The sequence below is a fragment of the Devosia sp. genome (genome assembly GCF_028290435.1).
In the GTDB taxonomy this organism is placed as follows: Bacteria; Pseudomonadota; Alphaproteobacteria; order Rhizobiales; family Devosiaceae; genus Devosia.
The window spans coordinates 59,765-81,045 of sequence record NZ_JAQGJV010000082.1 but is presented as its reverse complement, the minus strand read 5'-3'; the positions used below and the strand labels follow the sequence as shown (position 1 = coordinate 81,045).

At 63.0% G+C, this 21,281-nt stretch carries 15 protein-coding genes; 11 read left to right on the top strand and 4 right to left on the bottom strand.

The genetic code is table 11. The annotated features are described in order from the left end of the window. The first annotated feature begins 72 nt into the window (after window positions 1-72). The 4 genes from JWP26_RS18430 to JWP26_RS18415 all read left to right on the top strand — a co-directional run bounded on the left by JWP26_RS18430 (window position 73) and on the right by JWP26_RS18415 (window position 4,462). Window positions 73-936 (top strand): PDZ domain-containing protein, encoded by an 864-nt coding sequence (locus JWP26_RS18430; RefSeq protein ID WP_299731169.1) that lies wholly within the window; start codon window positions 73-75, stop codon window positions 934-936. A gap of 215 nt (window positions 937-1,151) precedes the next feature. After that, a complete protein-coding gene (locus JWP26_RS18425) occupies window positions 1,152-1,853 on the top strand; it encodes a YjbE family putative metal transport protein (RefSeq protein WP_299731166.1) in 702 nt (233 codons plus the stop codon). A gap of 108 nt (window positions 1,854-1,961) precedes the next feature. Further along, window positions 1,962-3,143, top strand: a complete 1,182-nt coding sequence (locus tag JWP26_RS18420) for a GNAT family N-acetyltransferase (protein WP_299731163.1) — start codon at window positions 1,962-1,964, stop codon at window positions 3,141-3,143. Next, window positions 3,140-4,462, top strand: a complete 1,323-nt coding sequence (locus JWP26_RS18415; RefSeq protein ID WP_299731160.1) for a lipopolysaccharide biosynthesis protein — start codon at window positions 3,140-3,142, stop codon at window positions 4,460-4,462. Before JWP26_RS18420 ends, JWP26_RS18415 begins: the two co-directional genes overlap by 4 nt. Before the next feature lie 4 nt (window positions 4,463-4,466). Here the strand turns inward: JWP26_RS18415 and JWP26_RS18410 are convergent, their stop codons facing one another. After that, complete coding sequence (locus JWP26_RS18410; RefSeq protein ID WP_299731157.1) at window positions 4,467-5,033, bottom strand: hypothetical protein; 567 nt, start codon at window positions 5,031-5,033, stop codon at window positions 4,467-4,469. A 166-nt stretch (window positions 5,034-5,199) separates the two neighbouring features. Between JWP26_RS18410 and acs the strand changes: the two genes are divergently transcribed. From acs to JWP26_RS18380, 6 genes are all read left to right on the top strand, one after another. Next, window positions 5,200-7,143 (top strand): acetate--CoA ligase, encoded by a 1,944-nt coding sequence (gene acs / locus JWP26_RS18405; RefSeq protein WP_299731154.1) that lies wholly within the window; start codon window positions 5,200-5,202, stop codon window positions 7,141-7,143. Between the two features lie 253 nt (window positions 7,144-7,396). Beyond that, on the top strand, window positions 7,397-8,491 hold the full coding sequence (locus tag JWP26_RS18400) for a glycoside hydrolase family 3 N-terminal domain-containing protein (protein WP_299731151.1): 1,095 nt from the start codon (window positions 7,397-7,399) through the stop codon (window positions 8,489-8,491). A 150-nt stretch (window positions 8,492-8,641) separates the two neighbouring features. Then, a complete protein-coding gene (locus JWP26_RS18395) occupies window positions 8,642-9,436 on the top strand; it encodes a UDP-2,3-diacylglucosamine diphosphatase (RefSeq protein ID WP_299731234.1) in 795 nt (264 codons plus the stop codon). Further along, window positions 9,376-10,455, top strand: coding sequence for a glycosyltransferase family 1 protein (locus JWP26_RS18390; RefSeq protein WP_299731148.1), 1,080 nt, complete (start codon window positions 9,376-9,378; stop codon window positions 10,453-10,455). Before JWP26_RS18395 ends, JWP26_RS18390 begins: the two co-directional genes overlap by 61 nt. A gap of 94 nt (window positions 10,456-10,549) precedes the next feature. Next, window positions 10,550-11,740 (top strand): MFS transporter, encoded by a 1,191-nt coding sequence (locus JWP26_RS18385; protein ID WP_299731145.1) that lies wholly within the window; start codon window positions 10,550-10,552, stop codon window positions 11,738-11,740. 97 nt (window positions 11,741-11,837) lie between these two features. Next, a complete protein-coding gene (locus JWP26_RS18380; protein WP_299731142.1) occupies window positions 11,838-13,037 on the top strand; it encodes an MFS transporter in 1,200 nt (399 codons plus the stop codon). Here the strand turns inward: JWP26_RS18380 and JWP26_RS18375 are convergent. Beyond that, entirely contained in the window at window positions 13,034-14,218 is a 1,185-nt protein-coding gene (locus tag JWP26_RS18375) for a low temperature requirement protein A (protein ID WP_299731140.1), read from the bottom strand. The two genes, JWP26_RS18380 and JWP26_RS18375, sit on opposite strands and share 4 nt — an antisense overlap. A 368-nt stretch (window positions 14,219-14,586) precedes the next feature. Continuing rightward, entirely contained in the window at window positions 14,587-20,067 is a 5,481-nt protein-coding gene (locus JWP26_RS18370) for a hypothetical protein (protein WP_299731137.1), read from the bottom strand. 400 nt (window positions 20,068-20,467) lie between these two features. On the opposite strand from JWP26_RS18370, the gene JWP26_RS18365 reads away from it, so the two are divergent. Beyond that, the gene (locus tag JWP26_RS18365) at window positions 20,468-20,860 is read left to right on the top strand and encodes an Hpt domain-containing protein (RefSeq protein ID WP_299731134.1); all 393 of its coding nucleotides are present in this window, start codon (window positions 20,468-20,470) and stop codon (window positions 20,858-20,860) included. Here JWP26_RS18365 and JWP26_RS18360 read toward each other — a convergent pair. Beyond that, a complete protein-coding gene (locus JWP26_RS18360; protein WP_299731131.1) occupies window positions 20,857-21,216 on the bottom strand; it encodes a VOC family protein in 360 nt (119 codons plus the stop codon). The two genes, JWP26_RS18365 and JWP26_RS18360, sit on opposite strands and share 4 nt — an antisense overlap. Window positions 21,217-21,281: the final 65 nt, after the last annotated feature.

Here is a 21,281-nt window from a genome sequence, read left to right as displayed (position 1 = left end):
CCGCTGAACGCGTATTGTTTTACGCAAATACCAGCTAAGAATGCGCGTCTTAAATTCCCATGTGGAACAAAAATGCGCAAAGCCGCCCGGTCTCTCGTTCTCATCGCCGCCGCCGCCCATCTGGCCGTCGCGCCGATCGCCTATTCGACGCAGTCGTTCGCCTTGGCTGGCGATGTTCAACTGCCCAACCCCTATGTGTCGCGCGCGCTCGATGCGGTCCTGATCCCGATCGACGCCGTGGTGCGCACCACCTTCGCGCTCGATGCGAAGGACCAGGGCGTGCTGGTGCTGTCGGTGCAGCCCGGCGGCGTTGCCGACCAGCAGGGCATCCTGCCCGGCGACGTGATCTCGCAGGTGCGTGGCCACAAAATCGTCAACCCGATCGACCTGGACGAGGTGGTTTACTACTGGATCCAGAAGGGCAGCTTTGATTTCTCGCTCAGCTACTACCGTGCCGGGGTTCTGGCCACGGCAGCTGCGCTGATCACGCTGGAACTCTATAGCGAAGTGTTTGACATCGCTTCGATCGCCACTTGGCAATCGTGGTCGGTCGCGACCAGCTTTAGCTATGCGGAGTTCTACTCGGAATATTCCGAGGAAATCACGACCAGCTACGAAAGCTCCGAAACCACGATCGAGGAGACCACCAGCTCCGAGGAATTCTCCAGCGAGGTGACCTCCGAGGAAACCGCTTCCGAAGAGACCAGCTCCGAAGACGCCACGACCGATGATGCCGCCAGCGACCAGGATGGTGACGGCGTCGATGATGCGGTTGATACCGAGGACGGCAATGAGGGCACCGATGACGCGGGGGCTGACGACAGCGGCAATGATGCGGCCGATGACGCTGGCGCCGATGATGCCGCCGACGATAGCGACAGTGGCGGTGACGATAGTGGCAGTGACGATAGCGGTGGTGACGACGGCGGCGACTGATATCGCGCTGGTTTGATTGATGCGGCCCCGACCCTAACCGGTCGGGGCCGTTGTCTTTTCAGCCAATGCCAATGGTTTGTCCCTTGCAAACCGCTCGTGCGACCTCAATTTACGGTAAAGTTTGCAACTTTTGTAGCATCCGCCCGGTTCGGTCTTTCCCTGCAGCATCGTGACCGCTATAGCGCCAGCAACAGATTTTCGTCCCGAGGTCACTCATGCCGTTTCTCGACCCCAGCTTTCTTAGCTCGCTGCTGCAAGTGGTTCTGATCGACCTGGTGCTGGCCGGCGATAATGCTGTTGTCATCGGGTTGGCGGCCGCTGGGCTTGCCAGTGACGTGCGCAGGAAAGCGATCCTGATCGGCATCCTGGCGGCGACCGTGCTGCGTATCTTCTTCGCCCTGATAACCACGCAATTGCTCGCGCTGGGCGGCGGGCTGCTAATCGCCGGCGGCGTATTGCTGCTCTACGTCTGCTGGAAGATGTATCGCGAACTCACGACCTCCCATAGCGATGAGCATAATGCTCAGGAAGCGCTTGAGAACGTCGATAGCAACGCCGACGGCACCGTTGGCGGCAAGCGCCGCAAGACACTGCGCCAGGCCGTCATCCAGATCATCATCGCCGACGTCTCGATGTCGCTCGACAACGTGCTGGCCGTGGCCGGCGCGGCGGCGCACCACTTCGAAGCCCTCATCATCGGGCTGGCTCTTTCGGTGGTGATGATGGGCGCTGCCGCCACGTTCATCGCAGGCTTGCTGCACAAGCATCGCTGGATTGCCTGGGTCGGTCTGGCGATCATCCTGCTCGTGGCGGTCCGCATGTCGCTCGAGGGTCTGGGTGCATTCATCACCATCCCGGAAATTCCCTTGCTCTACACGCCCCACGTCGTAGGTGCAGCTGCTACCGCCGCGCATTAGTCTTTGGTAACCAAGGGCTGAGTTTTGCGGCATTTGTCGGGGCGGGATAGGGATTTACTCATCTTGCGGGACTAGTTTTGCGGCGATTGCTCCGCCGGAACCCGCAAGATGTCCGCCATTGCCGACCGCCTGGCCCCAGCCGCCGCAGTTCTGCCCGCGCGCCAGACCAGTGCCACGGCCGGGCTCCGGCTCGAAATGCGCCTTGTCAGCGGTCCGGAATGGGACCGCACGATCGCCGAATTCGACGAGGTCTGCCAGGAACAGTTGCACGTCTTTGCCAGCGCGCGCTGGCCCGCCGTCGAGCAGGAGCCGGTGATTTTTCTCGCCGAGGGCGAGGTGGTGGGCGGCTCGTTGATGATGGTCCAACGGCTGCCGTTGGGGATTGCCAAAATCGCGGTTTCCAAATGGGGCCCGATGCTCAAGGACGCCGCCAGTGCCGGTGCGGCCGATATCCGGGCGGGCATGATCGAGGCGCTGATCGGCGAATACGCCGTGCGCCGCGGGCTGATGCTGTCGGTGCTGCCGCGCGCTTCGCTGGCGCCGGGCAATCCTGAATATGCCAGCCTGATCACGCGCGGTTTTCAACGTGGGTCCGAGCTGGGCTTTCCGAGCCGCTATATCGTCAACCTACGGTTGAGCGACGGCGAGCAGCGCAAGAGCTTTGGGCAGAAGTGGCGCTACCATCTCAACAAATCCGAACAGGCCGGGCTGACCTTCGAGCGCGCCGGTGCGGAGCGGATCGGCGAGTTTGATGCGCTCTACACGGCGATGACGGATCGCAAGAAATTCACCGACCACTCGGCCTATGAAACGGTGCACGAGCTGATGGCGCTGGAGGTCGAGGCGCTACGGCCCGAACTGTTCTTCGTGCGCCACGAAGGCGAAGTTGTCGCCGGAGCGCTGATCTTCAAGGCGGGGGACCGCGCCGTCTATCTCTACGGCGCCACCAATGACCAGGCGTTGCCGCTGCGCGCCGGCTATTTCATCCATTGGAATGTCATCCGTTGGTTGCGCGATAATACCACGGCCAAGTGGTACGACCTCGGCGGCACGGATGGCTTTCACGGCCTGCATCAGTTCAAGAAGGGCATGGTGGGGGAGGCAGGCATCATCACGCCGGTACCGCCGGTGGCCAATTATGCATCGCGGCCGCTGCCTTTCCTGTTCGGCACAGCGGCCTTCTGGGGGCGTGACGTGATCCACCGCAGTCGCGCCAAGCTCAAGGGTCTGTTGCAGCCCAAGGCGCGCCCCGACCAGGCGCCGATCAGTTCGGATACGAGCGCACCATGAGCCTGCAGCGGCGGCTGGCTTCGCAATCCACCATGATCTTTGGTGCCCGCCTCGGCGGCTCCGGACTGGTGTTTCTTACCCAGGCGCTGATCGCGCGGTTTTGGGGCGCCGAGCTATTGGGTGAATATCTGCTCGTCACCGCTACGGTCAATCTGATCGCCGTGGTGATGCCGCTAGGCTTTCACACAGTGGGTGCGTATTTCGCTGCCGATTACCGGGCGCGCGGAGAAAAGCGTCAGCTCACTCAATTCATGACGCGTGCCTATGGCCACGTACTGGGCACCTTCGCGCTGTTGCTAGTGGCAGGGTATCCGTTGCTGAGCTTGCTCGGGCAGACCGATTCCGCGTTGGGCCAGCATTTTGCGCCGCTGGTGGTGTTGGCGCTCAGCACGGGACTGGTGCATGTCAACGGCTCGGTGCTGATCGGGCTCAAGCGGCCGCTGGCCGGCTATTTCGCCGATGCAATTTTTCGCCCCATGGTGGTGTTGGCGGCGTTTCTCGTGGCGCTGTCGTTCGCGGTGCCGGCCGAGGCGTTCGACCATATGCTGTGGATCATCGCTATTGCCTATGTGGCGGTGGCGCTCGGTCATTTCGGCTTCGTGATGGCAACGCTCAAGACGGTGCCGGATACCGCGGCGGTACGCACCGAGGACGTGCGCCGCTGGTGGCGGTTCGCGTTGCCATGGGTGCTGATTTCGTTGGCCACCGACTTCTTCTTCGATATCGACTTGCTGCTGTTGTCGCATTCACTGCCCAAGGAAGAGTTGGCGATTTTCGGCGTTTGCACGCGGATTTTCTCGCTGGTGTCGTTCGGAGTCGCTGCTGTCTATTCGGTGACGCTGCCGGACATTTTCGAGAGCGAGGTCAATGCCGATCGGGCGGCGTTCAATCGCAAGATCGGGGATGCGAACCTTGTCGCCAGCGGGTTGTCGCTGCTGCTGTTTGCCGGCATGGCCATTGTGGGGCCGTTCGCGCTGATGCTGTTCGGGCCCAGCTTCACTGCAGGCGCCATGCCGCTGGCGATCCTGTGCCTGGCGCTGGTGGTTCGCTCGGTGATGGGGCCGGCCTCGGTGGTGCTGTCGATGCATGACAGGCCCTATGCGAGCCTGCCGGCGGTTGGGTTGGGGATTGTCGCGCTGGTGGCGCTGAACTGGCTGCTGGTGCCGCCGATGGGCCTGATGGGCGCAGCCATGGCGGCAACGCTGGCGATCACGCTATGGTCGGTGGCACTGTGGTGGACGGCGTTGCGCACAGCGAAGCTCGATGTGTCTATCATGCAGCGGTTTCGGCGGGCGGCGGACGTGGCTGCGCCCGTCTAGGGCTTTACGCCCCCACCAAATTCCCCAGCCTCTGCTTCAATCGTCCCAGCCGCCCCAAATTAACGCCGTGGTCATAGCCTTCGCTAGCCTTGGTGTATGGCTTTTCCACGAACACGTAGTCTTGCCCGAACAGGTGCTTTTCCATGGTGAAAAGGGCCTTGTAGCCGTAGCGGCGCAGCAGGAGCAGGGCGACTTCGTTTTCGGGACGCACGAAGGTATAGGCCTTGTGGAAGCGGTTGTTGTCCCAGTGCTCGTCGAAGGCGCGCATGCCGAACATGCCCAGCTTGGTGTCGCGGAATTTGGGGAATACCCAGCTCCAATAGCGGAAAATCGCGCCATATTCGGGGCCCGACACCATGGCGCCACCGGGCTTGCCGTCGCTCATCATGATCATGATGTGCCAGGGATCGTGGGCGACCAGCGCCCGCAGGAAGGGCTTGGTCAGCCGGCCCATTTCATGGGCCTTGAAAATGTCGTTGTAATGCGGCGAGCTGGCGATCACGTCCATCAGTTCGGCATGGATCATGTCGATATCGGCGTTGGTCGCCGGTCGGATCTGCATTTCGGCCATGGCATCACCTCATCTGTCCAACATTGTAGCAAATTGAGAGCACAGCCCGAAGCGCGCGCCGCTGCCGCAGTTAATGGGTTGTGGTGGCGCGCGTTGGGAAACCTGCTTGCCCGGCGCGAGACCGGTCACTAGAACAGGGACGGGAGAGCCGAAGGGAGCCAAATCCATGACCGAACAACACATATTTCCGCCCAGCGCGGCCACCATCGATCACGCGCTGGTCAATCCGGAACAATATGCGGAAATGTATGCCCGCTCGGTCAGCGACCCCGACGGCTTCTGGGCCGAACAGGCCAAGCGCATCGACTGGATCAAGACACCGACCAAGATCAAGAACTCGACGTTCGCCTATCCGGATGTCTCGATCAAATGGTTCGAGGACGGGGTGCTTAACATTTCGGCCAATTGCATCGACCGGCATCTGGCGACGCGTGGCGACCAGGTGGCGCTGATCTGGGAGGGCGATACGCCCGGCAGTGACGCCAAGGTTACCTATAGCCAGCTTTATGCCGAGGTGTGCCGCTTCGCCAATGTGCTCAAGGTCCAGGGCGTCAAGAAGGGCGACCGCGTCACCATCTACATGCCGATGATTCCGGCCGCCGCCTATGCGATGCTGGCCTGCGCGCGGATCGGCGCGGTCCATTCGGTGATTTTTGGCGGCTTCTCGCCCGATGCCGTTGCCGGCCGCATCGAGGATTGCGCCAGCACCATCGTCATCACCGCCGATGAGGGCCGGCGGGGTGGCAAGACCATTCCGCTCAAGGCCAATGTGGATGCGGCGCTGGCGAAGGCGCCGGGCGTCAAGACGGTGCTGGTGGTCAAGAATACCGGTGCTGCCGTAGCCATGCAGGCGGGCCGCGATCTCTGGTATGACGAGGCGGCCAAGGGCGTTGCGGCCGAATGCGCGCCCGAGCCGATGAATGCGGAAGACCCGCTGTTCATCCTTTATACGTCGGGCTCCACCGGCAAGCCCAAGGGCGTGCTGCACACAACGGGCGGCTACATCGTCTATGCGGCGATGACGCATGAGCTAACCTTCGACTACCATGATGGCGATATCTACTGGTGCACGGCCGACGTCGGCTGGGTCACCGGGCACACCTATATCGTCTATGGCCCGCTCGCCAACGGCGCGACGACGCTGATGTTCGAGGGCATTCCGACCTATCCGGATGCAGGGCGCTCTTGGGCGATCGTCGACAAATACAAGGTCAACATCTACTACACCGCGCCCACAGCGATCCGCTCGCTGATGGGCATTGGCACGCAGTTCCTCGACGCGGCAGACCTCTCCAGCTTGCGCGTCATCGGTTCGGTGGGCGAGCCGATCAATCCGGAAGCATGGATGTGGTATCACACTCATGTGGGCCGCGGCCGTTGCGCCGTGGTCGATACTTGGTGGCAGACCGAGACGGGCGGCCACATGATCACCTCGCTGCCGGGCGCTATCGCCACCAAGCCCGGCTCGGCAAGTTTCCCGTTCTTCGGCGTGCAGCCGGTCGTGCTTTCGCCCGAGGGCAAGCTGCAGGAGCAGACCAAGGCCGAGGGTGTGCTGGCCATCGCGGATAGCTGGCCGGGGCAGGCGCGCACCATCTGGGGCGATCATGCGCGGTTCGTTTCGACCTATTTCGAGACCTACAAGGGTTATTATTTCACCGGCGACGGCTGCCGTCGTGATGAGGACGGCTATTACTGGATCACCGGCCGCGTCGATGACGTGCTCAACGTGTCCGGTCATCGTCTTGGTACTGCAGAAGTGGAAAGCGCTCTGGTGGCGCATCCCAAGGTAAGCGAGGCGGCGGTCGTTGGCTATCCGCACGACATCAAGGGGCAGGGGATTTACTGCTATGTCACACTGATGGGCGGCGAGGTTGGGACTGACGCGCTCAAGAGCGAATTGCGCAACTGGGTGCGCAAGGAAATCGGCCCGATTGCGTCGCCGGACCTCATCCAGTTCGCGCCCGGCCTGCCCAAGACCCGCAGCGGCAAGATCATGCGCCGGATTTTGCGCAAGGTCGCCGAGAACGACTTTGGGTCATTGGGGGATACGTCGACGCTGGCCGACCCGGCAGTGGTGACCGATCTGATCGAGAACCGGCAGAACCGGTAGACCCAAAAAAATCGGACGGGAACCCCAAGATTCCCGTCCGACAAATCGGCGGCAGCCCCGTGCTGAAAGGTTGAAAAACGGCACGGGCCCCTAACCGCCAGAATCGACATTTCACTGTTTTGCCAATGCCAGCATCCCCTATTTGGGGGGAACTGGGCAAATAATCTGAGCCGTACCACTTTGCTCACGCCATTGTTTCGGCTGGTTTTGCCCATCATCGTGCCAGCAGCGATTCGTTACCGGGATCTTCCTCTTGCGCACACTTTCGACCAGGCTGCTGCTGGCGCTGGCTCTTTTGGCCACGCCGCTCGTTTCCGCCAATGCGGCAACGCTCGAGCAGATGGCTGGGCAGATGATCGTGATCGGCTTTCAGGGTGATGACGCGGACGATGCCTCGGTGAAGGCCCTGCGTGACGAAATCGCGGCCGGGCGCCTGGGCGGCGTCATGTATCTCAAGACCAATGTGAAAAGCCTCGATGCCGTCAAAGCAATGAACAGCGCGTTCAAGGCCGCCTCGCCGGAATTGCCGCCGTTTATCACCCTCGACCAGGAGGGTGGCGCAGTCGAACGGTTGACGCGCGATGTCGGTTTCCTCGAAATTCCCAGTGCCGCGACCGTCGCCTCCGGCTATTCACCGCAGAAGGCCGAAGCGATCTATTCCAGCATGGCGCAGGATATCGCGGCGCTGGGGTTCACCGTCAATTTCGGGCCAGTCGCCGACGTCAACGTCAATCCGAACAATCAGGTCATCGCCAAGTTCGGGCGCTCGTTCAGCCCCGATCCTGCGGTGGTGACGCAATACGACCAGGCCTTTATCAATGCCCATCACAAGGCGGGGCTGCTGACGTCGCTCAAGCACTTCCCCGGCCACGGTTCGTCCACGGCCGATAGCCATGCGGGGTTCGTAGATATCACCGGCACCTGGAGCAAGGCCGAGCTTGATCCCTATCGCGGGCTGATCGCCGATGGCTACGAGGACATGATCATGGTTGGCCATCTCTACCATGCCGACTATTCCGGCACCGACCAGAAGCTGCCGGCTTCGCTGTCGCCGCAATGGATCACCGGTGTGTTGCGCGACGAACTCGGCTTCAAGGGTGTCGTCATCAGCGATGATCTGGAAATGGGCGCCATCCGCAAGCTTTTCGATTTGCACGACACGGTCACCCGCGCCGTCCGCGCCGGCACCGATGTGCTGCTGTTCTCCAATACCGCCGCCTATCACGCGGGGCTCGACAAGGAGATATTGGCTATCCTGGTCGACGAGGCCGGCAAGGACCCCGCCTTCGCGGCTCGCATCGAGGAAAGCTACAACCGCATCGTGGCGCTGAAATCGCGATTGCATTGATGCCGATTCGGTCCTGACCAAACGATCCTCGCCTTGTGAATCACCCGCGTTCCGGGTCTTTCACGCTGCCTGTTCCTTCTTGCGTGCGTGGCGGATAAGATAGCCGTCCGCGCTGGTCGCGGGGGGCAGCAGGAGACAGCGCGCTTGACGATCGAAGGCCGGGAAACGCGCCGCGTGCGCGCGATATTCATTTCAGATGTGCATCTGGGCATGCGCCCGATCCGCGTCGGTCAGTTGATCGCGTTTCTGCGCGCCCACGATGCCGATACCATTTATCTGGTCGGCGACATTCTGGACGGCTGGCGGCTGGCCAAGTCGTGGCACTGGCCCAGCGAATACAATGTGCTGGTGCAACTGCTACTCGACAAGGCGCTGGCCGGCACGCGTGTGGTCTATCTGCCTGGCAATCATGATGAATTCCTGCGCGAATATCTCGGCACCTATTTCGGCGAGGTCGAAATCGTCGACCGTACCATCCACACCACGGCGCTGGGCAAGACGTATCTGGTCATCCATGGCGACCAGTTCGACGTGGTGGTGATGAACGCCAAGTGGCTCGCCCATGTGGGTGACTGGGCCTACAATTTCGCCCTGCGCGTCAATATCGCTATCAACTGGACGCGGCGGCGGCTGGGGCTACAATATTGGTCGCTGTCGGCCTGGGCCAAGCAGAAGGTGAAGAACGCCGTCAGTATTATCGGCCGTTTCGAGGAGGCTTTGGTGCACGAGGCCAAGGTTTCGGGGGTCGATGGCGTTATTTGCGGCCACATTCATTTTGCCGACATGCACGACAGGTTAGGTATCCACTACATCAATACGGGTGACTGGGTGGAATCGTGCACAGCGATCGTGGAAACCCCGGATGGCCAGTTCGAACTGGTCAAATGGACCGAGATGGCGGCCGGAGAGCCGCGCAAATTCAGGCTGCGGCGCGCCGCGTCCTGATCGTTACCGATGCGTGGCGGCCCCAGACCAACGGCGTGGTTCGCACGCTCGAATCGCTCGGGCGAGAACTTGAGCGGCGCGATATCGAGGTGCGATATCTGACGCCGGAGCGGTTCTGGACCCTGCCGGTGCCGACCTATCCCGAAATAAGGCTATCGCTGGCGACGCAGAGCAGCGTGGGTGCCTTCATCGACGGGGTCGCGCCGCACCATATCCATATCGCTACCGAAGGCCCGCTGGGGCTGCAGGCGCGGCAATATTGCCTCGATCGGGGCCTGGCCTTCACCACGAGCTTCCATACGCGGTTTCCCGAGTATCTGGCCGCCCGCATGCCGGTACATCCTGATTGGAGTTACGGTTACTTCCGCTGGTTCCACCAGCCGGCCACGAGCACAATGGTGCCGACGCCGTCGCTGCTGGCCGAATTGTCCGAGCGGGGGCTGGGCAATCTGGTGCTGTGGTCGCGCGGGGTCGATTCGGCGCGTTTCTCGCCGGGGCCAAAATCGCGCTTCCTCGATCTGCCGGGGCCGCACCTGCTCTATGTGGGCCGGGTGGCCGCCGAGAAATCGGTTGAGGACTTTTTGCGGTTGAATGTGGAGGGCACCAAGATCGTGGTTGGTGACGGACCGGATCGTGCAGCGCTGGAGCGCGATTATCCCGACGCGGTGTTCCTTGGTTATCAGTTCGGCGAAGAACTAGCGGCGCTTTATCGCAGCGCCGATGTGTTCGTGTTTCCCAGCCGTACCGACACCTTTGGCAATGTGCTGATCGAGGCGCTGGCCTCGGGCGTGCCGGTCGCGGCCTATCCGGTCACGGGTCCCAAGGACATCGTCACCGATTCTGAGGCCGGCGCGCTGGATGTGGACCTCGGCGCTGCGGTCAGCCGGGCGCTGACCCTGTCGCGGCATGCCGCGCGCCGGCTGGGCGAGAGCTTTACCTATTCGGCCAGTGCCGCCCAGTTCCTCGGCGCACTAGTGCCGCTGGGGCAGATGATTTCACAATTGGCCACTGCCGGCTGAAATCGTCGCTCCTGTGGCCGATCCGCCCTTGCGCGGCGGGACGGTTGGCGGCAGGAAACGAACCGGGTGGTTATTTCGCCCGGAGTTCATTTTTATGTCGGCTGCATTGGCGCGCTGGGCGAGCCCCGAATTCCGCGCGTCGGTCTTTCACTTCACGGTCTTCGGCACTGGCGCCGTCGCCTCGGTTTATCTGGGCATCTGGCTGACGCTGAAGGGCATTCATCCCGACCAGATCGGTGTCATCAGCGCCGTGCCGGTATTTGGCCTGCTGCTTCTCAACCTGTTCATCGGGCGCCTGGCCGACAAGGCCGGCGACTGGCGCACGGTCATCCTCATCCTGTCGTTGCTGGGCGCGGCCTTTCCCATTGGCCTGTTCTTCGTCAACGAGTTCTGGGGCATCCTTTTGGTCTGGGCCTTCTGCACCATGTCGGCCGGGGCTATTCCGCCGGTCATCGATGCGGCCACAGTGCGGTTGACCCAGCGCAACGGCACCGATTTCGGCGCTGTTCGCGCCTGGGGCACGGTGGGTTATGTGGTCGGCGCTGCCGGCACGGGCGTGGTCGCCACCGTTTTCGGCCCGCATGCCTTCGTGCCGCTGTTCTTTGCGATGGCGCTGTCCCGCGCCCTGACCGCTTTGCAATTGCCGCGGTTCCGGGCTCCGCCGCAGGCCGCGACCCTGGCCGCCGTAAATGCGCGTCCCGGTGCTAGCCGACTGCGCGAGGTGCTCAAGCCTTGGTTCGTGCTGCCGCTGCTGGCGTTTGCCCTGGTCAATTCCAGCCACGCCATTATCGGGACGTTTTCGGCCCTGCTCTGGCACGTCGATGGCGTGCCCGATTACTATATCGGCCCGTTGCTGGCCATTTCGGCCGCCGCGGAAGCGGTGATGATGTTTGTCTGGCGGCGCATTGGTGGCCGGTTCAGCGCTCGCAATATGATCCTGTTGGCGGCCATTGCGGCAATCGTGCGCTATGCCATCATGGCGTTCAGCCCACCCGTGCCGGTGCTGTTCGTCATCCAGACGCTGCACGCGCTGACCTTCGGGGTCGGCTATTTCGGCGTCGTGCATTTTATCGCCAACTGGACGCGCGAGGAAATCGCAGCGGAGGCGCAGGGATTTGCCAATGTGCTGCAGCAGGGTGTCTCTGTCATCGCGCTGATGGGATTTGGTCTGCTCATTACCCACTTTGGCACGCATGCGTATCTCGCCTCCTCGATTGCGGGCGCTTTGGCGGTGGCCTGCGTGCTGGTGTCGCTGCGCCTGCGCCCCGCCAAGGATGCGCATTGACTGGCCCTATGAAATCGATATGGCTGGTCGATATTGACCGTTCTCTGACTTGCCGCCGCTCGAGCGCGGGCCGCATGCAACCGAGTTATTCTTCAGCATGGCTTTGACCGAGGTGGCTCCCCGCGTTTCCCCCGAACTGCGCACGACCGCCTTTTACTTTACCTATTTCATGGCCGGTGGCGCGTCGGTGGTGTTCCTGCCGATATGGTTGGCAGAGAAGGGCATCAATCCCGAACAGACCGGCATCATCAATGCGTTGCCGATTTTTCTGATCATAGCGCTCAACCTGGTGGTGGGCCGCATCGCCGACCGGGCCAGCGACTGGCGGCAGGTGATCGTCATCGGCGCGCTGATCGCCGGCATCATTCCCATCGGGCTGCTCTGGGTCAACGAATTCTGGGGCATCCTGCTGGTTTGGACGCTGGCCTCGCTGCCGCCCGGAGCCATCGGCCCAGTGATGGATGCCGCCACCATGCGCATGACCCGCCGCAACGGCACCGATTTCGGCACGATTCGCGCCTGGGGCACCGTGGGCTATATGCTGCTCAATGCCGGGACGGGGTTCCTGGTGGTTTGGTTCGGCTCCGATATTTTCGTGCCGCTGTTCATCGGCCTGGTGCTGCTGCGTGCCGCCGTGGCGCTGTTCCTGCCCAAATTCCGCGCTCCGGTGAACGAGGCCACTATCGGCGCGGCCCGGCCGGTAGCGAGCAAGCTGCGCGAAGTGCTCAAGCCCTGGTTCCTGCTGCCGCTGGCGGGATTCTCTATCATTTATGGCACCCACTGGATTCTCAACGCCTTCGCCGCCTTGCTGTGGAAGCAGCAGGGGATTTCGGAGGACATTATCGGCCCACTGATCGCGCTGGGGGCGTTTTCCGAAGCCGCAATGATGTTCGCGTGGCGGTTCTTTGGTGGAAGGGTGTCGGCGCGAACGGTGCTGTTGATCTCGGCGGGCGTCACCGTGTTGCGCTGGGTGGCGATGGCGTTTTCGCCGCCGGTCTGGCTGCTGATTCCGTTGCAGATGCTGCACGGCGTCACCTTTGCGCTGGGCTATCTGGGTGGGGTGCACTTCATCGCCAACTGGACCAGCGAGGACATCGCTGCCGAAACGCAGAGCTATTTCGTGGTGGCGCAGCAGGCCATGTCGGTCATCGCCCTGGTGGGCTTCGGCTGGATCGTCGGCGCCTTGGGGCCGCACGGCTATTTCGTCGCGGCGGCTTTCGCTGCCGTGGGCGCACTGTGTATCTGGTTGTCCAAGGCCATGGTGGCGCCCAAGAAGGATGCTCTGAGCGTCAACTAGGCGTGCGCGTTTGCGCGGCGTTCGCGCAAAATCGTATCCCACGCGCCAAGGCCCACTAGTACCAGCGCCGTTATCGCCGCCAGCGGCAGTGGTTCGACGTTGCCGCCGATCAGGCACAATCCGATCAGCAATACGATTGCTACACCGGTGGAGACTGGCCATCGCCGGCGCACCGTGCCCTGGAACAGGCTGGTGCCGCACAGATAGAGCAGGGGGCCGCCCACAATGGTCAGCACCGTGCCAAGGTCGGCATGGTGCCCGGTCGGATGGGCCAGCACCAGTTCGTCCCCCACGGCGGAGACGATGATGCCGGCGACGATGATGGTGTGGAAATAGGTGTAGGCATTGCGCGCCAGGTCGCTGCTGCGCTTGACCGTCTCGGCATCCATGTGGTCGGGCACGGTGTGGTGCTCGGCGCTGTTGTTGAAATAAATCCACCACATCGCCACCGAGCCGATAAAGGCCACGATGAACGCCGTCACGGTCAGTCCATCGAAATGGGCCTCACCGAAGGTAGCGCCAGTGACCAGGATCGATTCGCCCAGCGCGATGATGATGAACAGGCCGGCCCGTTCGGCCATGTGGCCGCCTTCGACATCGAGCGCGTTGAGGGCCGTCTTGCCCAGCCAGGGTGTCCAGAAGGCAAGCGCCGGGGAAGCGTATTCGACGATTACGGCGATGGCCCAGACCACCATGCGCTGGTCTTGCGGCAGGAAGGCGCCGCCAATCCAGAATACGCCGCCAAACGCCTGCCATGAACTGATGCGCAGGAAATTGACCGCGTTGTCGGGCGTGTCGCGCCGCATCGCCCAGGCGGTGAACAGGCAGCGGCCCACTTGCATGAACACATAGGCGAGTGCAAACGGCAGGCCGCGTTCGCCGAAGGCCTCGGGGATGGAGGTGGAAAACACCAGTCCCGCAAGCATCAGCACGAACAGCATCAGCCGGACCACGGGGCGCGTCGGATCGAGCCAATTGGTGGCCCAGGCGGTGTAGATCCAGACCCACCACATGGCGAATAGCACGATGGCCGCCTGGATCGCGCCCTGCCAGCTCAAATGCGCCAGCAGGGTGTGGGACACCTGGGTGACCGCGAACACGAACACCAGGTCGAAGAACAGCTCCGCAAAATCCACATGCGCCGCTTCACCGACGACGCGCTGGCGCAGGTAGGATCGCATGGTGGGCCCTCGGTCTACTGACAATGAGCCTAGATGGCCGCTACCACGCTGTCACCGCTCGACGGTCTTCTTGCACAGGCCTCTTTCGAGTGTTCTGCCGATGGGTTGATCTGGATTTGCCCCGAAAGAGTGGAGCGGCTCCTCCCCCTTTGACGGGGGAGGCAGGGTGGGGGTGCTCGGAGCTACGATTTTGGATCGTGGCTAAACATTCCCCCACCCTTGATCCCTGCCCGCAAGGGGGAGGGTGACGACTGCTCAGCAGGTTCATCCCGTCAGTTGAAGCACGCTCTTTCAGGCCCTAAAACCCCCCACAAACCAAAACGGCCCCGGTTTCCCGGGGCCGTTTTGGCGACGTTGCCTCAAAAAGCTTAGTTCAGGCGGCCGCTGGCATGGGCCAGGGTGGTGTAGACCTTGCCGCGGTCGGAGAGCAGGTATTCGTGGGTTTCGGCGGCGGCGCGGGGGCCGGCGGCGGCGCGTTTCAGAAGCTGCTCGAACTCGGACATATAGGCGTTGGCGGTGCGGGCGAAGTCGGCGTCGCGCTGGAACTTCTTTCGCACTTCATCATAGGTGCCCTGGCCGGTCAGCGAATAGATGCGGCGCGAGAACACGTTGGATTCGCCGGCCTGGTAGCGGGTCCAGGCATCGGCAAGGGCCGCGTCGTCGATGGAGCGGGCAATCTCATCGGTCAGGCCGGAGAGGCCCTGCTGCTGCGGCTGGGCGCTGGCCTGTTTGGCGGTGGCATTGCGCAACACGTCGCGCAGCCAGCCGCCGTCATTGGCCGACGGCGCTGCCGATGCGGCTTCCGCAGCCACGGGCTGGGGCTCGGGCTCGCGCTGTGGCGGTGCCTGGCGCTGGGGTTCGGGACGATAGGTGTCCGGGCGAGCCGGTTCCTGGCGCTGCGGGGTCGGACGCAGCACGTCCTGGATGGCCGCCTCCTGACGGACAGGCTCCTGGCGCACGGGTTCCTGACGGACTGCCTCCTGGCGAGCCGGCTCCTGCCGCTGAGGCTCTGGGCGATAGGTCTCGACCTGGCGCGGAGCCTGATAGGGGGCCTCGGCGCGGGGTTCCGGACGGCTCGGGGCCGGTGGGCGGCGGTCGTTAAGGTCGCGCGTTGCCGGCTGGGCCCGCACGATGGCGTTGAGTTCGCTCAGGGCCTCGATCTGCTCGGCCACGACGCGGCGCATGGCGGCGGCGCTGGCACGGGTTTCCTCTGGCAGTTCGCTGACGCCGCGCTGTAGCTCGGAACGGGTGGCTTCGAGTTCGCTGCCCACTTCCTTGGCGGTGTCGCGCATGGCCTTGGCGGTATCGTTGAAGCGCACGGTGGCTTCCTCGATGGCCTTCTGCATTTCGGCGATCATGGTCTGCTGGGCTTGGCGCAGGGCAGCATTGGCGCGCTGGCCCTGGGTGTCGGCAGTGTCGCGGAAATCGCCGAGACGGGCGGCCACTTCCTCGGTGGTCTGGTCCATGGCCTGGCGGAACGTGCCGGTGGTCTGGTCCAGCGCCTGGCGCAACTGGCCAGTATGGGAGGCCACGGTATTGCGCACGTTGGCCGAGCTTTCGCTGATTGCATCGGCCAGCGTGCCGGTGGTCGAGTTGAGGACGTCGTTGACGTTGCCGGTGGTGATGGCCAGCACTTCGCTGACCCGCTCGCTGGTGTGGCTGAGCGTATCGTCGATGCGCGCGCTGGTCTGGTTGAGGGTCTCGTCCACGCGGGCGGCATTGCTGCTGAGCGCCGCGTTGACCCGCGAGGCATTGTCGGAGAGCAGCGAGCTGACCTGGCCGGCATTGTCGGAGAGTGCGTTCTTGACGACGTTAGTGGTCTGGCTGAGCGCGGCGGCAGCGGCATCGCTGGCGCGGAGCAGGGCGCCATCGACCTGTGCCGAATTAGCGTTGAGCGTCGTGGTGAAGCGCTCGCTGGTCGAATACATCGCGTCGTTGACGCTCGACGTGGTCGAAGTCAGCACGTCGGTGATGTTGACCGAGGTGGTGGTCAGCGCTTCATTGACGGCCGCCGTCGTGGTGGTGAGCGCGTTGGTCACCGTATGGGTCGTGGCCTGCAAGGCATCGTCCATGGCGCGGCGGGCGCCGATCAGGCGGCGTTCGGTATCGTTGACCGTATCGGCGATCGATTGCGCAAACAGGCGCATGCGGCCATCAATGTCGTCGGCGCGCGAGGCGAAGCTGGAGGCCAAGGCATCCATGGCGCCGCGGCGGTCTTCGAGGGTTTCCAGAGCCACGCCGCTGGTATTGGCCAGCGAGTCCGAGGCTTGCTGCATGTTGACGGCTTCGGCATCGAGCTTGCCCAGAACGCTGGAGAATTCGCCGACCATCGAGCGGATGGTGGCCTGCAGGGCGCCGACGTGCTGGCTGACCATGGCGCCGGCCTGTTCGGTCTGGCCGATGGCCTCGCGGACGGTCGACGAATAGGTCGAGGTCTGTTGGGCGACGGTGGATTCCAGGTTCGCCAGGTTCGCGGTCGAGGCATCGAGCACGCGCTGCAGCAGCAGGTTGCTGTCGTTCAGCTTGCCCAGAGCGGCGGTGACGTCGGTGAGGATGCGCGAGGTCGAGACCGACATGATGGCTTCGGCTTCGCGGGCATTCTCGCCCAGAGCGTCGCGCAGCAGGTTGCCATGGCCGTGCAGGGCATTCTGCAACTGCTCGGATTTTTCGCTGACCAGCGCCGCGAAGGCATTGGTCTGCTGATCGACGGAGCGATTCACATCGGCCAGGCGCTGGCTGATAGTATCGACGGCGCCGACGGCACGGACCGAAACGAGCTGGTCGATATCGGTCGCGGCGACCCGGATCTGGTCGAGCGCCGAGCGGACAGCCAGGTCCATGCGGTTGGCAGTGCTGGTGACGTCGTTGGAGATGGCCTCTGTCGCCAGCGTGATGCGGGTGGAGATGGTTTCCTCGATCCGGTCGGCGCCGGCTTCGAGATCGGCCATCGACTGGGTGATCGAGGTATTGATCGAGGCATTGAGGGCCGAGAGGCGCTCAGCGGTGATATCGGCGCGGGCGGTGATGGCCTCGGGCAGGGTGCCCAGGCGCTGATCGACCAGATCGGTAATGGTCTTGCGGGCCGAGTTGACGTTGCTTTCGATCAGGTCGGCGGCCTTGCGGGCGCTATTGCTGACGGTCTGGCTGGCATGGTCGATGCGGGCGGTGACGCCGGCTTCGGCATCGGAAATGCGCTTGACCGCTGTGTCGATGCCCTGGCCCAGATTGTCGTTCACTTCGGCAACCTTGAGGGCGATCATCTCCGACATGGACGAGACGCGATCGGTCATGGTGTCGGTTGCGGTGCGCATCGAGCCGTCGATCTTGGCGCGGGCGTCTTCGCTCTGGTGAATGAGGGTGTCGGCCAGCTCGCTGGTGCGCAGGCCGATGGTCTCGCCGATCGAGGTGGTGTGGGTCGCCAGGGTATCGGACAGCTGCTGGGTGCGGGCGCCCAAGGCGTCTGCAAGCTGCTGGGTGCGAGTGCCCACCGCGCTGGCTAGCTTTTGCGTGCCGCCGTCCAGCGCGCTGGTCAGGGCTGCGCCGCGTTCATCCAACTGGCTGGTGAGCAGGCCGGCGCGCTCGTCGATCTGCGTCGAGAGTTCAGTGGTGCGCTCGGCCAAGGTGTCGGCCAGACGCTGCGTACGACCCGAAATGGCCTGGTCGAATGCCGACGTGCTACCCGCGAGGGTTTCGCCCAGCTCCTGCGAGCGCAGCCGGATGGCTTCGCTCATCTCCTGGCTGCGGCCAGACAGGGTCTCGTTCAGTTCCTGCGTGCGGGTGTCGAGCGCGGAATTGATTTCGCCAGCGCGCGTTGTCAACAACTCGTCGAGTCGCTGCGTGCGGCCGTCCATGGCCTCGGTGATGAGGTCGGCATGGCCGAGCAGCGAGTCGGTGATTTCGCGCGAATGGCCCTCAAGCGTGTCATGGATGGCCTTGGTGCGGCCTTCCAGTGCGTCGTTGAGCTGCCTGGTGCGGCTTTCCAGCGCTTCGCTGAGGGTAGCGGTACGGCCTTCCAGCGTATCGCCGAAGGTGGCCGTGCGACCCTCGAGGGCTGCGCTGAGCGCTGCCGTGCGGCCTTCCAGGGTTTCGCTGAGAATCTGGGTGCGGCTTTCCAGGGTGTCGTCGAGAGCTTTGGTGCGGCTGTCCAACGCATTGTTGACGGTTCGGCTGCCGCTTTCCATCGTTGCGGCAATCCCAGCCGTGTGCTGGGTGATGAGGTCGTTGAAGCGACCCGATTGTTCGTCCAGCGCCATTTCCAGCACATTGGCGCGGGCGGCAAAGCTTGAGCCCTGCGCGTCGAGACGCTCGATCAGGTTGTCGCCCTTGTCGCCGATAACGCCATCCAGCGTCTGCAGGCGCGAGTCGAGAATGCCTGCGATTTCAGTCAGCCGGGCGTCGAACTGGCCCAACGAGTCGGCACCGGCCGAGCTGAGGGTGATGCGGGCGCGCTCGGACGTATCGTCCAACGCGCCGTTGATTTCGATCAGCGCCGATTGCAGGCGGCTATCGAGCGAGTTGAGCTGGATGGAGACGCTCTCATCGAGCTGGCGCGTCAGCGAGGTCAGCATCGACTCGGCTTCGTTCGAACGCAGGCCGATATTCTCGGCAATGCGCGAGCCGACCAGATCGAGCGCGGTGCTCACCTGCTCGCCGCGGTCGCGGAGCTGTTCTAGCAGCGTCGAGCCGCCTTCGGTCAGCACGCTCGACAGCGCATTGGTGCGCTCTTCGATGGCGCCCGAGAGGGTGGTGGACCGGCTATCGAGCGCATCGGTAAGCGCCGTCATGCGGTTGTCGATGGTCGAGGACAATTCGATGGTGCGCGTTTCAAAGTCACGCGACATGGTGGAGGAATGGTCTTCGAAGGTCAGCGCCAGGCGGCCGGCGCTATCGTCGATGGCCGACAGGAATTCACCGGTGCGGTTATCCACCAGCGTGACGAAGCCTTCGGTGCGATCGCCGAAGGCATTGGTCAGCGTGTTGCCGGCGGTTTCCAGCGCCTTGGTGAGGTTGCCGCCGCTTTCCACGATGGTGCCGGCAATGCGCTGGCTGATCATGTCGAGGTCGAACACCAGGCCGGTATGGCTTTCAGTGATGGCTTCGCGGACCCGCTCGGTATTAGTCAAAACGCTTTCGCGCTGGCTGGCCAGTTCGGAGATCAGGGCGCGCATGCGTGATTCGTTGTCGGAATAGGTGCGTTCGAGCGCGGTGACCTCGTTGTGGATCATCACTTCGAGCTCGCCGGCACGCGACAGGGCGCGTTCCAGCCCGTCGCCCAGCGCGTTGACCTCGCGGCGAACGGCCTGGCCCACCGAGGCGACCTTGTCGGCAGCGGTGACTTCGGGCTCGGCCAGCCGGATCGCCGCCTGAGTGATCGATGAGGCGGCATTGCGCAGGTCGGCGGCACGGCGGAACAGGGTTGCGACGGCGAAAAAGCCGAGAACTGGCAGCACCAGAATGGCGACCATGCTGATGAAATCGAGGGTGCCGACAAAGCTGCCCAAATTGTTCAGCTGGGTGCCATAGCGGATATAGGCGGCGGCCCCGGTGGCCACCAGCCAGATGATCGACAGCACCAGCGCGATCACGGTCGGCGCGTTGGACGACTTGCTCTGCAGGCCATAGAGAATTTTGGACGTCGGGAAGCGGTCGTCATTGGCGATATTGCCGGCCTGACTGGCGATCTTATCGGCAGCGCGCAGGCGTTCAGAGCGGCCGGGTGACGGCGCAGCGGTCGTTGAGGTCGATGACGAATCGCTCAGGCGTCGTTCGGAAGCAGTTTCCTTGGGCGCCGGTGCATCCAGACCGAAAACCGATTCCTTGAGGGCATCCTCAACCGCTGAGAATGCCAAGGCGGCGGGATCGTTTGCTGGGGTGGGGTTATTCGCCATACTCTTTACAACTCTCGCGTCGGCTCGGCAGCGACTGTGCAGCTATGATGAGTTGTAATGACGCCACAGCCCTTTTCGGACCGCTCGCCATTTGGAGACAATTTGATGCAAAGGCATCCAACCGTCTCCCCAACCCTCCGCCGCCGCGCGCTGGTTAATTGCCAGTAATACATTCAATTTGAACCAAACCGAATGCTTTCTTACCCAAAGGTTAATTTTTTGAGTGGGAAACTCGGCGCACCAAACGGGCTAACAAAGGCGAACGTGTGGCTTAATGACCTGTTCACCCGCCTCTTCTAGGGTTGTGGCATGCGGAATTTTCCACAGCCGGAAGCTGGCCGCGTGAACGAGGTGATGCTGGATGGCCCAGAACGCAGTCTCCGCCGAAAATCCGGGCGCCGACATTTCCCGACGTCCAGCGCGCCCGATCGACCTGGTTCATCTGGCGCGCCAATGCCTGGGTGATGCCGGTCTCGAGCATGAAATCCTGCGGCTGTTCGACACCACTGCCAAGACGTATTTTGCGCGGCTGCAGCAATCGAGCACCTTCGATGATCTGGCGTTGAACCTGCACTCGCTCAAAGGCGCCGCCAGCGGCGTTGGCGCCTGGTCCATCGCCGAATTGGCCCGCGCCGCCGAGACCGAGCTCAAAGCCGGTCGGCCGCTCAGCCCCGAGCAGATTGATGACATTGGCGTAGCGGTGGAAGAGGTTAGCGCGTTCGTTGCGGAAATGCTGAGCAACGAGCCGATCTAGCTCTTCGCCGCGCGACCGACCCGGACCAGCGTCCCGCTGGGATCACTGACGGCGAACTCGTAGGTTCCCCAAGGCTTGAGGTGTGGCGCGCCTTTCTCGATGATGCGATCGCGCACCCTGGCCGCGACAGCGTCGACATCGTCCACATATAGATAGAGGCCGAACGGATTGTCCTCAGGCGTGGGCGGCCAGTTGGCCTGTTGCCGTAGGTGAAGATCCCAACCTCGCCCATCGGTCAGGATTCGATAGTCGCCGTAGTCGCTGGCCAACGTAAACCCGAGAAGCTCGTAGAAGGCCTGACTGGCATCAAGGTCGCTGGTCGGGATGATCGCCGTGGCGCGGTGCGTTTCGCTCAATGAGCTGCTCCTGCAATTTGACCCTGTCCGCGCCAGCGCCTATATAGCGCGCAACTTGCCGCCAA

What these genes read in the sequence shown, in the direction of transcription:
- JWP26_RS18430 (WP_299731169.1), top strand. Translation starts at nt 73, where the DNA reads ATGCGCAAAGCCGCCCGGTCTCTCGTTCTCATCGCCGCCGCCGCCCAT.
- JWP26_RS18425 (WP_299731166.1), top strand. Translation starts at nt 1,152, where the DNA reads ATGCCGTTTCTCGACCCCAGCTTTCTTAGCTCGCTGCTGCAAGTGGTT.
- JWP26_RS18420 (WP_299731163.1), top strand. Translation starts at nt 1,962, where the DNA reads ATGTCCGCCATTGCCGACCGCCTGGCCCCAGCCGCCGCAGTTCTGCCC.
- JWP26_RS18415 (WP_299731160.1), top strand. Translation starts at nt 3,140, where the DNA reads ATGAGCCTGCAGCGGCGGCTGGCTTCGCAATCCACCATGATCTTTGGT.
- JWP26_RS18410 (WP_299731157.1), bottom strand. Translation starts at nt 5,033, where the DNA reads ATGGCCGAAATGCAGATCCGACCGGCGACCAACGCCGATATCGACATG.
- acs (WP_299731154.1), top strand. Translation starts at nt 5,200, where the DNA reads ATGACCGAACAACACATATTTCCGCCCAGCGCGGCCACCATCGATCAC.
- JWP26_RS18390 (WP_299731148.1), top strand. Translation starts at nt 9,376, where the DNA reads ATGGACCGAGATGGCGGCCGGAGAGCCGCGCAAATTCAGGCTGCGGCG.
- JWP26_RS18385 (WP_299731145.1), top strand. Translation starts at nt 10,550, where the DNA reads ATGTCGGCTGCATTGGCGCGCTGGGCGAGCCCCGAATTCCGCGCGTCG.
- JWP26_RS18380 (WP_299731142.1), top strand. Translation starts at nt 11,838, where the DNA reads ATGGCTTTGACCGAGGTGGCTCCCCGCGTTTCCCCCGAACTGCGCACG.
- JWP26_RS18375 (WP_299731140.1), bottom strand. Translation starts at nt 14,218, where the DNA reads ATGCGATCCTACCTGCGCCAGCGCGTCGTCGGTGAAGCGGCGCATGTG.
- JWP26_RS18365 (WP_299731134.1), top strand. Translation starts at nt 20,468, where the DNA reads ATGGCCCAGAACGCAGTCTCCGCCGAAAATCCGGGCGCCGACATTTCC.